Raw genomic sequence first — 14,014 nt, 5'->3', positions numbered from 1 at the left:
GGCACGGCAGGCTTCAACCCTCAGCGCCTGCGGCCCATTGCGATTCATGGCACCATGTCGGGCACTCACAGCCCTCACCAACCTGCAAGGAACACACTCATGGCCTCCTTCCCCTCCAAAGCCGTCCGCATCAACCAGCACGGCGGCCCCGAAGAACTCATGCTGGTAGACGTGACGGTGGGCGAGCCGGGGCCCGGTGAGATCCGCATCCGCCACAAGGCCATAGGCCTGAACTACATCGACATCTACCAGCGCAGCGGCGTCTACCCGTTTGCCATGCCGCTGCAGCTCGGCATGGAGGGATCGGGCGTCATCGAAGCCGTGGGTGAGGGCGTCACGCACCTGAAGCCGGGCGACCGCGCCGCCTACGCCAGCCAGCCTCCGGGCAGTTATTGCGAGCTGCGCGTAATGCCGGCCAAGAGCGTGTGCAAGCTGCCGGATGTCATCTCCTTTGAGACCGGCGCGGCCATGATGCTCAAGGGCCTGACCGCGCAATACCTGCTGCGCCGCACGCAGCCGCAAGGCGGCCTGCAGCCCGGTGACCATGTGCTGTTTCATGCGGCGGCCGGTGGCGTGGGCCTGATCGCCTGCCAGTGGGCCAAGGCCATGGGCCTGCAACTCATAGGCACGGCGGGCTCCGATGAAAAGTGCGCGCTGGCCCTGTCGCAGGGCGCGGCCTTCGCCATCAATTACGCAAAAGAAGACTTCGTGGCCCGCGTGAAAGAGATCACCGGCGGCAAGGGCGTCAAGGTGGTGTACGACTCGGTGGGTAAAGACACCTTTATGAAGTCATTGGACTGCCTGCGGCCTTTCGGCCTGCTGGCCAATTTCGGCAATGCCTCGGGCAAAACGCCGCCGCTGGACATCGGGGTGCTGGCCGCCAAGGGCTCGCTGTATGTGTCAAGGCCGACGCTTTTCACCCACATCGCCACGCGTGAGACCACCCAGGAAATGGCCGACGAGCTGTTCGGCATGCTCACCAGCGGCAAGCTCTACATCCCGATTGACCAGCATTTTTCGCTGGCTGATGTGGCCGAGGCGCACCGCGCGCTGGAGGCGCGCAAGACCACCGGATGCACCGTTCTGACGGTTTGAGCGCTGCCCCGGGGCGTTAAAGCTGTGTAAAGCTGCCGGCCGCATTCAACGCAAGCCGCAAGGGATGCGTTACAAAGGGCTAGGAGACAACCATGCCCACAGTGAACTCCACGGCCCGCAGGCTGGCGGCCTTACCGAGCTTATCCGTCCTCGTGGCGTGCCTGGCCGGCCCGGCAGCACAGGCCCAGACCGATGCCGCACAACCCCCGGCCAATCTGGCCGCCACCTGGCGAGCCACCTCGCGCCTGGGCTATGCGCCCACGCCGGATTCAGCGCAGGCCGCCGCGGCGTCACCCCGCGCCTGGGCGTTGCAGCAGCTGGATGTAGCCTATGCCGCCAGCAAGCGGCCTCCCGCACTTCCCGCCGAACTCGCCGGCATCAATGCACCGCTGGGCAGCATCGTGCGCGGCTTTCAGGCCGAACGCGAATCGCGCAAGACCATGCGCGAGACGGCCAAACCCGGCGCGCCGGCTGCCGCAGCTGCCGGCGGCGAGAAATTCAGCCGCGACATGGCGCAGGACGCGGCCGCCTGGCGGCTGATGTCGTGCAGCGACCCGGCGCTGGAGAACCCGCTGCTCGCGCGCATGACCGAGTTCTGGTTCAACCACCTCAATGTGTTTGTCGGCAAGGGCCCGGTGCGCCCTTTTGTCGGCCACTATGTGGTCAACGTGATTCGCGCCAACGCGCTGGGCCGCTTTGAAGACCTGCTGCTGGCCAGCGCAAAGCACCCGGCCATGCTGTTCTACCTGGACCAGGCGCAAAGCAACAGCCGCGGCCTTAATGAAAACTACGCGCGCGAGCTGATGGAGCTGCACACGCTGGGCGTGAACAGCGGCTACACCCAAAAAGACGTGCACGAACTGGCGCGCGTCCTCACCGGCTGGACGGTCAACCTCAAGGACGGCGAAGGCTTTCGTTTTGCCGAGCGCCTGCACGACAAGGAGGGCAAGGTCGTGCTGGGCCGCACCTTCGGCAATGAGAGCGTGACCGAGGGCGAAGAGGCTATACGCTACCTCGCGCGCCGGCCCGAGACGGCGCGGCGCGTGTCCACACGGCTCGCCAGCTTTTTTGTGGCCGACAAACCGCCGGCCGCGCTGATCGACAGGCTGGCCGCCACCTTCACCTCCACCCAGGGTGACATACGGGCGGTGATGCGCACCCTGATCGAGTCGCCGGAGTTCTGGGCCAAAGACAACCAGCTGTTCAAGACCCCGCTGGACTTCGCCTGCTCGGCGCTCACGGCCAGCGGCGGCGTGAAAGAGCGCCGCGACATCGTGCAGACCCTGGGCTTTCTCGCGCAGGCCGGCCAGCCCATGCACGGCTGGCAAACGCCCGACGGCTACAAGACCGACGCCGCTACCTGGCTGGCGCCCGAAGCGCTGACGCGCCGCGCCGACTACGCCATGGGCCTGACGCAGCGCATGGCCGAGCCGGCGTACCTCAATGCATTTTTCAGCGTGGCGACACGTGAGCGCATCGCGCAGGAGCCGGCGCAGCTGCGCGCGGGCTTGATGTTGGCGAGCCCTGACTTCATGCGCAAATAAACCGGTACGAGGATTGCTATGGATTCATCCCATTTCTCATCGCTGAATTTGCCGCAACGGCGGCGCCTGCTTGGCTTGGGTGCGCTGTCCGCCCTGTCGCTGGCCGCGCCCGGTGTATGGGCGCAGGCTGTGCCCGCAGGCCGCCCAGGCCTGGATGGGGGGCGCCTCATCGTCGTTTTCCTGCGCGGCGCTTATGACGGCCTGTCGGCCTTTGTGCCCTATGCCGACAAGGACTACTACGCGCTTCGCCCCAACATCGCGATCGCGGCGCCCGACGGCACGGCGCAAACCGCTCTCAAGCTCGACAGGACGTTTGCGCTGCATCCCGCGCTGGCTCCGCTGATGCCGCTGTGGCAGCAAGGCGTGTTGGGCTTTGTGCCGGCGGCCGGCCTGCCCGCGCCCAACCGATCGCACTTCGACGCGCAGTACCAGATGGAAATTGCGCAAGGCGGCAAGACCAGCAGCGCGCCGGGCTGGCTTAATACCACCGCAGGTATTGGCAAGACCGCATCAACAAGCGCGGTCGCGCTGGGCGTCGGCGAAGCCAATCCCGCCATACTGGCCGGCCAGGCCTCCGCTGTGCGGCTGATCCCGCGCGGCCAGTCCGCCGAGCGCACCGGCGTGCTCGCCAACGACAGGACGCGCCAGGCGCTGATGGACTTGTACGCCGGCGACGACAAGGTCAGCGAAGCCTTCCGCCAAGGCGCCGGCAGCCGCATGCAGAGCGCTCAGGAACTCACCGAGCAAAGAACCGCCAGGACAGAAAAGATGGCGGAAGACGCCAGGCGCATGGCCGAAAAAAGCCTGGACCGCGACGGCGCACCCGCCAATGCCCAGGCCCTGAAAGCACAAATGCTCGCAGCCAGCAACGGCGCGGCCGACCCGGTGGGCCTGCAGCTCGATGCTCAGCACCTGGGCACCCTGATGCGCAACGACCGCAAACTGCGCCTGGGTTTTTTGTCAGCTGGCGGCTGGGACACGCATGCCAACCAGGGGGCTGTGACCGGTCAGCTTGCCAACAATCTGGGCAACCTGGCGCGCGGCATTGCGCAGCTGCGCCAGGATTTTTCCGAGCTCGGCGATGTGGTCGTGGTGATGAGCGAGTTCGGCCGCACCAGCGCGGAGAACGGCACGCGCGGCACGGATCATGGGTTTGGCAATGCGATGTGGCTGATGGGGAGCCGGGTTGCCGGCGGGCGCTGGCATGGGCAGTGGAGTGGTCTTTCGCAGCTTAATGAAGGGCGGGATCTTCCTGCGCATCATGACTATCGCGCTGTGCTGGCGCAGGTGCTGAGAGGCGCTTTTGCGTTTGGGGATTCGCAGTTGGCGGATGTGTTGCCGGGGGCGAAGTGGGATAAGAGGCTTGATGGGGTGTTTCTTAAGACCTGATTGAGGTTCGGTCTTGCTCCGGCCTCTTGTGCTCGCTGCTGAGAGCTGCTGGCCGGGGTCGCCCGGCGGCGACTCACTTTTCTTTGCTTCGCCAAAGAAAAGTAAGCAAAAGAAAGGCGACCCTACTGTCTGCGTCCCTCCGCTTCGCTGCGGGCAACCTGCGGTGCTCGGTCCAGACGGGGTCAAAAACAACTCGCCTGCGGCTCAAACAAGTTTTTGCCCTTGTCCGTCTGGACCTCCGCTCCTCGGCGCATACAGAAGGGGGTGGGAACAGGAATACCGAACAGCCAAATACCAAACTGCCGAATACCAATACCGAATACCTGAAGAAACAAGGACTCGCCACGGCGAGTCCTTGTTGGTATTTGTCTTTGGTATTTGTCCCCGTTCCCGCTCCCGATTGCCCCGTCCTGGCTGGGCCGAGGAGCGCAGAGACAAGCGGATCAGGGCAAAAACTTGTTTGAGCGCAGCGAGTTGTTTTTGACCCCGCTTGGCTCGAGCACCGCAGGTTGCCCGCAGCGAAGCGGAGGGACCCAGACTGCGGGTCGCCTTTTCTTTGGTGACTTTCTTTTGGCGAAGCAAAAGAAAGTTACTGGCCGCCGGGCCACTCCCGGCCAGCAGCCTCAGCAGAGAGCGCGCCGCCGGAAGCAAGACCCGGCCAGCAACCCTCAGCAGAGAACACCCCCACAACGAGACCCCCGAAGTAAACTGCCGCCAACAGCCCCAAGAACCATGCCAAACCCCACTTACGACCCCCAATGGCTACGCACCCTCCGCGCGGGAGCAATCGTGCCGCCGCTACGCCCGCGCGTACCGCTATGGGCCGGCGAATCCGTCATAGGTTCGGTCGAACCCGGTTTTCTGCACCAGATCGCCCTCCAGCCGCTAGCCGACGCCCACCACCCTCTCCTGAAAGAAGAACACCCCGAACGCCTGGGCTGGCGCCTGATGGGTGATGTGACAACCAGCCTGAACCAGATTGCCGTGGCGCTGCATGAAGCGGGGCTGGCGGGCGCGTGGCGCAATGAGCAGCTCGCGGTGCCTGACCAGTTCGGCCACCGCAAGGGGACGGTGGAGCGCGCCGCCGTGCGGCCGCTGGGTATCACCACGCTGGCGGTGCATCTGGTGGGCCAGGCGCCTGACGGCCGCTTTTGGGTGCAGCAGCGCGCTTTCAACAAATCCAACGACCCGGGGCTGTGGGACACGCTGATGGGCGGCATGGTGTCGGCGGCGGATACGGTGGAAACGGCGCTGGTGCGCGAAACCTGGGAAGAAGCCGGCCTGCATGTGGCGGAACTGCAGGGCATGCGTTACGGCGGGCGCCTGACGACGCGGCGGCCGGCCACTGACGGCAATGGCGCGGGTTATGTGGTGGAAGACATCGACTGGTATGTGTGCACCGTGCCTGAAGGCATGACGCCCGACAACCAGGATGGCGAGGTTGAGCAGTTCCGTTTGATGCAGGCCGCGGATTTGATCGACGCCATGCAGCGCGGCGAGTTCACGACCGAGGCCGCGCTGATTTTTGCCGACGCCATGGGGCTGACGGCCTGAGGGTAGTCCCCGTCCTTAGTCGGTGAGCGCGGAGGCGCGCAGCCGGCTTGGGGCCAGTGCACCGGCCGAATCAAGAATCGGATAGGCAATCGAGCAGATGTGCGAATTGATGCGCTTGAGATCACTGATCAGGTCGATGTGCAGTGAGCTTGTTTCCAGGCTCTGCACCGTGTTGGCCGACAGCCGTCCCAGATGGGTGGTGGCATAGGCGCGTTCCAGGTCGCGGAAACGGGCTTTTTCTTCCAGCAGTTTTTGCGCGTCGCGCACCGAGCCGTTGAGGAACACGCTCATGCTCAGGCGCAGGTTGTCGACCAGCCGGTTGTGCAGCTCCACGATTTCGGCCATGCCGGCCTCCGAGAAATTGCGGCCCGGCTTGATCTTCTTGTCCTCGATGTCGATCAGCACGCGCTCGATGATGTCGCCGATCTGCTCCATGTTGATGGTGAAGCTGATGATGTCGGTCCAGCGGCGGCTTTCTTCCTCGGCCAGCGCTTCGCGCGAGATCTTGGTCAGGTAGTACTTGATCGACGAATACAGCTCGTCGACCGAATCGTCCATCTTGCGCAGCTCTTCGGCGAGCTTGAGGTCGTTTTTCTGGATGACTTCGAGCACGCCCAGCAACATGCTCTCGACCACGTCGGCCTGGTGCAGTGCTTCACGCGCGGCGTTCGAGATGGCCAGCGAGGGCGTGGACAGAGCTGACGGGTCCAGGTGGTTGGGACGTTCGCCGCTGACGGGCTTTTCGGCTTTCGGCAGGAGTCTTTGCGTCAGGCGGGCGACGGGATTGGTCAGGCCGATGAAGGCGACGCCGACTATGACGTTGAAGCTCAGGTGAAACAGCACGACCACATTGGCCGGGTCGCCGAGAAACGGCCGCACATGCAGCAGCCACGAGCCCACGAAGGGCGCAGTCACCAGCACGCCGAGCAGTTTGAACGCCAGCGTGCCTATGGGCACCTGCCGGGTTTCTATCGAAGACTTGGCGGTGGTCAGCACGGCCAGCAGGCCGCTGCCCAGATTGGCGCCCAGCACAAGGCCCATGGCCACGTCGAGCGGAATTCCGCCGGATGCCGCCAGCGTGGCGATGAGCAGGACGACGGCGAGGCTGGAATAGGAGATGACCGCCAGCACCATGCCCAGCGTGATTTCGAGCAGCAGGTCGCTGCCGACAGAGGTGAACAAGGCCTTGACGGCGGGCGATTGCGTGAGCACTTCGGTGGAGACCGTGACCAGCCGCAGCGCCAGCAGCATCAGGCCCAGGCCGATCAGGATGCGGCCTATGCGGCCGGAAGTGGAGGCCTGGCGCGGGATGAACATCACTACGCCGACAAAAATCAGTAGGGGCGACAGCCAGGACAGGTCAAACGAAAAAACCACGGCGATCAGCGCGGTGCCTATGTCCGCGCCGCGCATCACGGCCAGCGCGGCGGGCAGGCTGATCAGGCCCTGGCCGACAAAGGAGGAGGTGATGAGCGCCGTGGCGGTGCTGGACTGGACGAGCGCAGTGACGCCAATGCCGGAGAGTGCCGCGGTAAAGCGGTTGCCTACGCTGCGAGCCAGCACATGGCGAAGGTTGGCGCCGAACACCCGCAGGATGCCGGTGCGCACCAGGTGCGTGCCCCAGACCAGCAAGGCGACGGCCGCCAGGAGATTCAACAAATGCTTCATGCGGTAAGTGTCCGTTCTACAGAACCCGGGCGAGTTGCCGCGGGCGCGGGGGAGGCCTCGAGGGCCAGCAGGCCTTCGAGGCCGGTCATCAGGTGGTAAAGCGAGGAGGCCGGTGAAGGCGCCAGGTCAAAGCCGCCATCTTCGCGCTGCCATTCATGCCAGAGGCCAGTCACATCGGTGGCCAGGAAACGCGTCAGGCCGGAAAAGCTGTTCTCTACGGCAGCACGGCTTTGGGCCGCGTCACCCAGGCCTTGCGTGGCGAAGAGCAGCGAGGTGCGCAGTCTTTCGGTTTGCGCCCACAGCCGCGCCCGGCGGTCCGTGGGTTGGCCGGCTTCATTGACGGCGAAGAGCGCAACCTGCCGCGCGGCATCAATGCCGAAAGATCGCCCGAAGTTCTCAAGCGCGATGGCCTGGCTGCGCGCGTTGATGCCCAGCAGGCTTTCGGCTTGCAGCAGGAGGTAAGCCCATTCAAACTGGTGGCCAGGCTCGTACAGCCGCTCTTTGGGTGCACCCAGCGGCGCCCAGCCGGCCGTGAAGAGTTCACCCACTGCGCCACTGGCGGGATGGATCAGCCGCGTGGTGGCCAGCTCGCACAGCGCCAGGGCCGCGCTGCGGAAATTGCCCTCAACTCCCTTGGCCACCCAGGCCAGCAAGGCTTCAAGCAAATGCATGAGCGGGTTGGATTTGAGGACGGGCTGATGCGGCAGACCGTCGTAATAGCCGCCTTCGTCATGCGCCAGCGTGGCTTCGATCTGCCGCAGCAGCGCCTGCGCGATGTCCAGCAATTCCTGCGGCCGGCCTTCGGCTTCATAGGCATGCGCCAGCGCAAACAGCACAAAGGCCTGGTCGTAGAGGTCTATGGTTTGGTCGGTGGTGTCCAGCGTGCTGCGGAACAGGCCGTCAGGCCGGCGGTAGCGCGACAGCATGAAAGACAGGCCGTGCCGCATGGCGGCCTGCCAGGGGCCGGCCCAGCCGAGGGCGCCGGCGCGCGCATAGACATAGGTTTGCCGGGCCTGCACGCGCACGCGCACCGGCTTGCCGATGGGCTGGCCGTCCTGGCCTATCTTTTCATGGAAGCCGCCGCCTTCGTGGTCCGCACCACGCTCCCACCACAAGGGCAGGGCAGCCTCAAACAGCCAGTGTTGTGCGTGTCGGCGTGTGTCGGCAAGAAAAGAAGGAAAGGACTCTGGCGGCATCAAGCGTGGCGGAATAAAAAGGCGAGTTCGGCGGTCAGGTGCTGGTCGTCTGGTTGTTGCAGCGCGGCTTCCAGCAGCGGCAGGCGCGCGGTGACGAGTTGCCCGGCCAGGCGCAGTCGCTCGCCGATGTCGGGGCTGGGATTGTCGCCGCTTTTGGCCAGGCCGGCGGCGACGATCACCGCGAGGAGCTCGGGCAGCGCGGTGACCGGTTCAAGCGGTTGCTGCGTCGGCTGGCTGGCCCAGGGCGGCAGGCTGGCGTCGCGCACCGGCCGCGCCGCGACCAGCGCCCGCAGCACGGCGGCGCAGAGCGCGGCGTGGTCGCGCGGCGCCGCGCCGGTTTGCTGCGCGCGGGCGATCAGGCCTGCGTGCTGCTCAAGCACTTGCCAGAAGGCTTCGTCGATGGCCTGCTGGCGCGCGATCAGCGCGGTGCCGGCTTTGCCGGCCAGTGCGTGGCGCAGCAGCCAGTAAAAGGTATTGGTGAAAAGCTGCGAGGGATTCTTCACTTCGCTTTGCGCGAAGTAGTCGGCCAGGGGGAGCACTTCGAAGTGCAGGGTGCGGTAGGCGGCATCTGGCAGCACGGCAACGGCCGCGGCTTGCTGCGCGACCTGCAGCGTGGAGAAGGTGGCCTGGGCCGTCGAGTCGATCAGGTGGTGCAGCTTGTGCAGCGTGCCGGCCTCGTTGCGCGGCTCGACCTGCTTGACGAGGCTGCTGCCGACGTCCTGCAGCAGCCAGTGCGCGCCGCGCTGCAGGTTAAAGCCGAAAGTGCGCAACTCGTCCTTGAGCGCCAGCTGCACGGCGGTGCGCGTTGGCTGGGCCGTGCGGGCGGTGGGCAATATGTTGTGCGTCATGAAAATCCTGTCGATCGTTTACGTTAGCATGACAGCCGGACGGGGAGGGCAAGGCGGGCGGCGTAAAGCCTGATTTTGCACCCCAAATCGCTCACTTCCCCAGAATCAGGAGCCGCCTTGCCCAAACCCGCGAAAACCCCAGCCAAAGGCAAAGCCGCAGCCGTGGCGCAGGCCGCCCCCGAACTGGATGCGCCTCTCGCCGGCGCGGGGCCCAGCCAGCGCAACAAGCGTATGCGCCTGCGTGTGGCCTGGATGTATTTCGTCGAGGAAATGACGCAAAACGAGATCGCGCAGCGCCTGGGCATAGGCCGGGTCACCGTGGTGCGCCTGCTGTCGGACCTGCGCGAGCGCAATGAGATCAAGTTCAGCATAGAAACCGGCGTGCCCGAGTGCATCGCGCTGGAGCGCGAGCTCGAAAAACTCTTTGGCCTCGGCGAGGCAGTGGTGGTGCCGGTGTCTGATGCCGAATCCGATGCCACAGTGCCCATCGCGGCGGCCACCGGCCAGTACATGTCGGGCCTGTTGAGCCCCGGCATGCGCATAGGCGTGGGCTGGGGCCGCACGCTGCACGAGTCACTGCGTTTCATGAGCGAGGCGCCGGTCGCCGACCTCGGCGTGATTTCGCTATTGGGCGGCATCACCAAGGTCAGGCGCTTTAACCCGTCCGAGTTCGCCTGGCGGTTTTCCAGCCTGTTCCAGGCCGAGTGTTATTTGATGACGGCGCCCGCCGTCGTCGATTCGCCGCAGACGCGGCAGACCCTGATCGACCATTGCGGCCTGGGCGATGTCTTCGACAACGCCAAGTCGCTGGACGCCGTGCTGGTGAGCGTGGGTGACGTCTCGCCCGAAGGCACGGCCTACCGTTATGCCGTGATGCCCGAAGAACTGCGCCGACGCGTCGTCAAGATGGGTGCGGTTGGCGATCTGCTGTTTCACTATTACGACCGCAAGGGCGAACTCATCAACGACCCTATCCAGGGCCGCGTGATGTCGGTGCCCGTAGACACCCTCAAGGCCGTGCCGCAGCGCATCCTGGCCTCGGGCGGTGTCAGCAAGGCCGAGGCCCTGCTGGGCGCGCTGCGCCTGATCAAGCCCACCACGCTCATCACCGATGAGCATGCCGCGCGGGCGCTGATCAAACTCGCCCGCTAACCCGGCGAACCCTGCCGGGCGGGTTAAACCGCCGGCCCGCGCCTCTCCCACGTCTCGGGAATTACCCGCAAATCGCGGCTGACTTGCGCTCAGCCCGTGGTTTTTGCTTGCGCTCATGATGTACATAAGTATAAGATTAAGATCAAATGTACACAAGCGCTGAGAAAAACGCGGAAATCGAGCCGGCGGTGTCCCGGCTTCTCAATCGACGAAATGGGGTATTGGATGAATGGTTTTACGCCCAGCGGCCTGGCCGCTGACCTGCTCAAGCTCGAGGCTTCGGGCAAACCGGTGCGAATCGGCCTGATCGGCTCGGGAATGATGGGCACGGACATCGTGACCCAGGTGCTGCAGATGCGCGGCATCGTGGTGGCGGCGATTGCCGACATCAACGTGCCGGCGGCCGTAGCCGCGCTGGCTTCGGCCGGCCACACGCCCGACGCGCACCGCGTCGTCAACACGGCCAGCGCGCTGGAGCAGGCCATCCGTGACCGCCGCATTGCCATCACGCAAGACGCGCAGCTGGTCTGCGCCTGCGGCCTGATCGACGTGGTGGTTGACGCCACCGGCAAACCCGCCGTCGGCGCGCAGATAGGCCTGACCGCGATGGAGCACGGCAAACACCTGGTGATGATGAATGTCGAGGCCGACGTCACCATAGGCGCCTACCTCAAGCATGAAGCCGACCGCCTGGGCGTGATTTATTCGCTGGGCGCGGGCGACGAGCCCAGTGCGGCCATCGAGCTGATCAACTTCGTCTCGGCGCTGGGCTATCCGGTGATCGCCGCCGGCAAGGGAAAGAACAACCCACTCAACATCGACGCCACGCCCGACGACTACACCGAAGAAGCCCTGGGCAAGGGGCTGAACCCGCGCATGCTGGTTGAGTTTGTCGACGGCTCCAAGACCGCCGTTGAGATGTCGGCGATTGCCAATGCGACCGGCCTGGTACCCGACATCGCCGGCATGCACGGCCCCAACGCCTCGCTGGAAGATCTGCACAAGGTGCTGTGCCCTATCGCCGACGGCGGCATCCTCACGCGTAAAGGTGTGGTGGACTACACCATCGGTAAGGGCGTGGCACCCGGCGTGTTTGTGGTGGCTGAAATGGCGCACCCGCGGCTGCGTGAGCGCATGGATTACCTCAAGCTGGGCATCGGCCCTTACTACACCTTCTACCGGCCTTACCACCTCTGCAGCCTGGAAGTGCCGCTGACCTGCGCGCGTGCCGTGCTCTACGGCCGCGCCGACATGGCGCCGCTGCCCAAACCCTCGGCCGAAGTCTGCGCTCTTGCCAAGTGCGACCTCAAACCCGGTGACCGGCTGGACGCGATCGGCGAATACACCTACCGTGCCTGGGCCATGGCCGCCGATGATGCACGCGCCAAAAACGCAATGCCCTGCGGCCTGATCGAGCGCGGCACGGTGACGGCGCACATCCGCAAGGGCGAGCTGCTGACTTATGCCAACGTCGCGGCCGACCCAGGTTCGCGCATCGTCGAATTGCGCCGCCGCCAGGATGAACTGGTCTACGGCGTGCTGGAGCACGCGTGAACGCCGTCCTCAAACCCACAACCCCCGAGGCCTACACCCGGCTAGGCAAGGCCGTGCTGCACAAGGCGCTGCGCCAGATGGTGCTGATCCGCCGCTTTGAAGAAGGCGCCGAGCAGGCCTATATGCGCGGCCTGGTGCACGGCACCATGCACCTCTCGATAGGCCAGGAGGCCAGCGCCGTCGGCGTAGGCATCAATCTGGGCGCGGAAGACTGCATCACCTCCACGCACCGTGGCCACGGCCACTGCATTGCCAAGGGCGCGGAGCCCAAATACATGTTCGCCGAATTCTTCGGCAAGGACACCGGCTACTGCCGCGGCCGCGGCGGCTCCATGCACATCGCCGACGTGGCGGGCGGCAACCTGGGCGCCAACGGCATCGTGGGTGGGGGTATCCCGATTGCGGTGGGCGCGGCCCTGGCGCTCAAGCAGATGAAAAAGCCCAATGTGGTCGTCTGCTTTTTCGGCGACGGCGCCAACAATGAAGGCGCTTTCCACGAAGGCCTGAACATGGCGGCGATCTGGAAGCTGCCTGTGGTGTTTGTCTGCGAGAACAACAAGTACGGCATGTCGACCTCGACCGAGCGCTCTACCGCGGTGAAGAAGATCGCCACGCGCGCGCTGGCCTACGACATGCCCGGCCTCACGGTGGATGGCAACAGCTTTGCCGACGTGGCCGAAGCGGCGCACACGGCGATTGAGCGTGCACGAACCGGCGGCGGGCCGACCCTGATCGAGTGCCTGACCTACCGGCACCGCGGCCATTCCAAAAGCGACCGCAACCGCTACCGGACCAAGGAAGAGATCGAGTCCTGGGTCGAGCGCGACCCCATCGTGCTGTTCGAGCAGGATTTGCTGCGGCACGGAATGATTGAACAACATGAAGTGGACGAACTGGTGAAGAGCGTTGAGAAGGAAATCGAGGACTCCATCGAGTTCGCCAAGGACAGCCCGGCGCCGGACATCGCCAGCCTGACCGACTTTGTTTATGCCTCACCCGTGGCGGAGGCCGCCCATGGTTGAAGCGCTGCGTGAACTCACTTACTCGCAGGCCATCCAGGAGGCACTGGGCATTGCGATGGAGCGCGACGAGCGCGTCTTCCTGATGGGCGAGGACATCGGCGTCTATGGCGGTGCCTTTCAGGTCACCGGCGACCTGGTGCAACGCTTCGGTGAAGAGCGTGTGATGGACACGCCGATCTCTGAACTCGGCGGCGCGGGTGTTGCGGTGGGTGCGGCGCTGATGGGACGCCGGCCGGTGTATGAATTCCAGTTTTCCGACTTCGCCTCGCTGGCGATGGAGCAGATCGTCAACCAGGCCGCCAAGATGCGCTTCATGCTGGGCGGCAAGGCTTCGGTGCCGTTGGTCATGCGCTTCCCCAGCGGCTCCGGCACTGGGGCTGCGGCCCAGCACAGCCAGAGCCTGGAAGCCTGGTTTGCCCATGTGCCCGGCCTCAAGGTGGTACAGCCCTCGACGCCGCACGACGCCAAGGGCATGCTGCTGGCTGCGATTGAAGACCCGGACCCGGTGATGTTCTTCGAGCACAAGCTGCTCTACAAGATGAAGGGCCCTGTCCCCGAAGGCTATTACACCGAGCCTCTGCACGAGGCGCGGGTGCGCCGCGAAGGCACGGATGTCACGATTGCCGCGACCGCCATCATGGTGCACCGCGCGCTGGAGGCGGCGGAGCAGCTCGCGGCCCAGGGTATTTCGGCCGAGGTGGTCGATCTGCGTTCTCTGCGGCCGCTGGACCATTCCACGCTGATCAAGAGCGTGAGCAAGACCACGCGCCTGATCTGCGTCTATGAAGGCACCAAGCAGCTGGGCATAGGCGCTGAAGTCAGCGCGATGATTGCCGAGAGTTCGGCCTTTGACAGGCTGGACGCGCCCATCATCCGGCTGGGCGGCGCGGACTGCCCCTTGCCCTACAACCCCGAGCTTGAAAAAGCCGCGGTGCCGCAGGTGCCCGACATCGTCGCCGCCGCGCGCCGTTCACTGCTGGTGAGGGCCTGAG

At 65.0% G+C, this 14,014-nt stretch carries 11 protein-coding genes; 8 read left to right on the top strand and 3 right to left on the bottom strand.

What is annotated here, in order from left to right; all coding sequences use genetic code 11:
• Positions 1-99: 99 nt before the first annotated feature.
• The 4 genes from BM408_RS07780 to BM408_RS07760 all read left to right on the top strand — a co-directional run bounded on the left by BM408_RS07780 (position 100) and on the right by BM408_RS07760 (position 5,582).
• The gene (locus tag BM408_RS07780) at positions 100-1,095 is read left to right on the top strand and encodes a quinone oxidoreductase family protein (protein ID WP_092128687.1); all 996 of its coding nucleotides are present in this window, start codon (positions 100-102) and stop codon (positions 1,093-1,095) included.
• 92 nt (positions 1,096-1,187) lie between these two features.
• Entirely contained in the window at positions 1,188-2,639 is a 1,452-nt protein-coding gene (locus tag BM408_RS07775) for a DUF1800 domain-containing protein (RefSeq protein WP_092128685.1), read from the top strand.
• Positions 2,640-2,657: 18 nt separating this feature from the next.
• Positions 2,658-4,028, top strand: a complete 1,371-nt coding sequence (locus BM408_RS07770; protein WP_092128684.1) for a DUF1501 domain-containing protein — start codon at positions 2,658-2,660, stop codon at positions 4,026-4,028.
• Between the two features lie 732 nt (positions 4,029-4,760).
• Complete coding sequence (locus BM408_RS07760) at positions 4,761-5,582, top strand: NUDIX hydrolase (protein ID WP_092128682.1); 822 nt, start codon at positions 4,761-4,763, stop codon at positions 5,580-5,582.
• A gap of 15 nt (positions 5,583-5,597) precedes the next feature.
• Here BM408_RS07760 and BM408_RS07755 read toward each other — a convergent pair whose 3' ends face one another.
• The 3 genes from BM408_RS07755 to BM408_RS07745 are packed head-to-tail and all read right to left on the bottom strand — an operon-like array spanning position 5,598 to position 9,294.
• The gene (locus BM408_RS07755) at positions 5,598-7,250 is read right to left on the bottom strand and encodes a Na/Pi cotransporter family protein (protein ID WP_092128680.1); all 1,653 of its coding nucleotides are present in this window, start codon (positions 7,248-7,250) and stop codon (positions 5,598-5,600) included.
• Complete coding sequence (locus BM408_RS07750; RefSeq protein ID WP_092128678.1) at positions 7,247-8,446, bottom strand: AGE family epimerase/isomerase; 1,200 nt, start codon at positions 8,444-8,446, stop codon at positions 7,247-7,249. The genes BM408_RS07755 and BM408_RS07750 overlap by 4 nt, the downstream gene beginning before the upstream one ends.
• On the bottom strand, positions 8,446-9,294 hold the full coding sequence (locus BM408_RS07745; RefSeq protein WP_092128676.1) for a hypothetical protein: 849 nt from the start codon (positions 9,292-9,294) through the stop codon (positions 8,446-8,448). Before BM408_RS07745 ends, BM408_RS07750 begins: the two co-directional genes overlap by 1 nt.
• A gap of 117 nt (positions 9,295-9,411) precedes the next feature.
• Between BM408_RS07745 and BM408_RS07740 the strand changes: the two genes are divergently transcribed.
• The 4 genes from BM408_RS07740 to BM408_RS07725 all read left to right on the top strand — a co-directional run bounded on the left by BM408_RS07740 (position 9,412) and on the right by BM408_RS07725 (position 14,013).
• The gene (locus BM408_RS07740; RefSeq protein WP_254774737.1) at positions 9,412-10,446 is read left to right on the top strand and encodes a sugar-binding transcriptional regulator; all 1,035 of its coding nucleotides are present in this window, start codon (positions 9,412-9,414) and stop codon (positions 10,444-10,446) included.
• Between the two features lie 225 nt (positions 10,447-10,671).
• Complete coding sequence (locus BM408_RS07735; RefSeq protein WP_092128674.1) at positions 10,672-12,000, top strand: NAD(P)H-dependent oxidoreductase; 1,329 nt, start codon at positions 10,672-10,674, stop codon at positions 11,998-12,000.
• Positions 11,997-13,022: a thiamine pyrophosphate-dependent dehydrogenase E1 component subunit alpha gene (locus tag BM408_RS07730; protein WP_254774736.1), complete on the top strand. Its 1,026-nt coding sequence runs from the start codon at positions 11,997-11,999 to the stop codon at positions 13,020-13,022. The genes BM408_RS07735 and BM408_RS07730 overlap by 4 nt, the downstream gene beginning before the upstream one ends.
• Entirely contained in the window at positions 13,015-14,013 is a 999-nt protein-coding gene (locus BM408_RS07725; protein WP_092128672.1) for an alpha-ketoacid dehydrogenase subunit beta, read from the top strand. The genes BM408_RS07730 and BM408_RS07725 overlap by 8 nt, the downstream gene beginning before the upstream one ends.
• Position 14,014 lies beyond the last annotated feature (1 nt).

It is taken from the genome of Polaromonas sp. YR568, from assembly GCF_900116715.1.
Taxonomy (GTDB): Bacteria; Pseudomonadota; Gammaproteobacteria; order Burkholderiales; family Burkholderiaceae_C; genus Polaromonas.
Note: the sequence above shows the minus strand (reverse complement) of the source record. Positions and strands in the feature narration are given on the sequence as shown.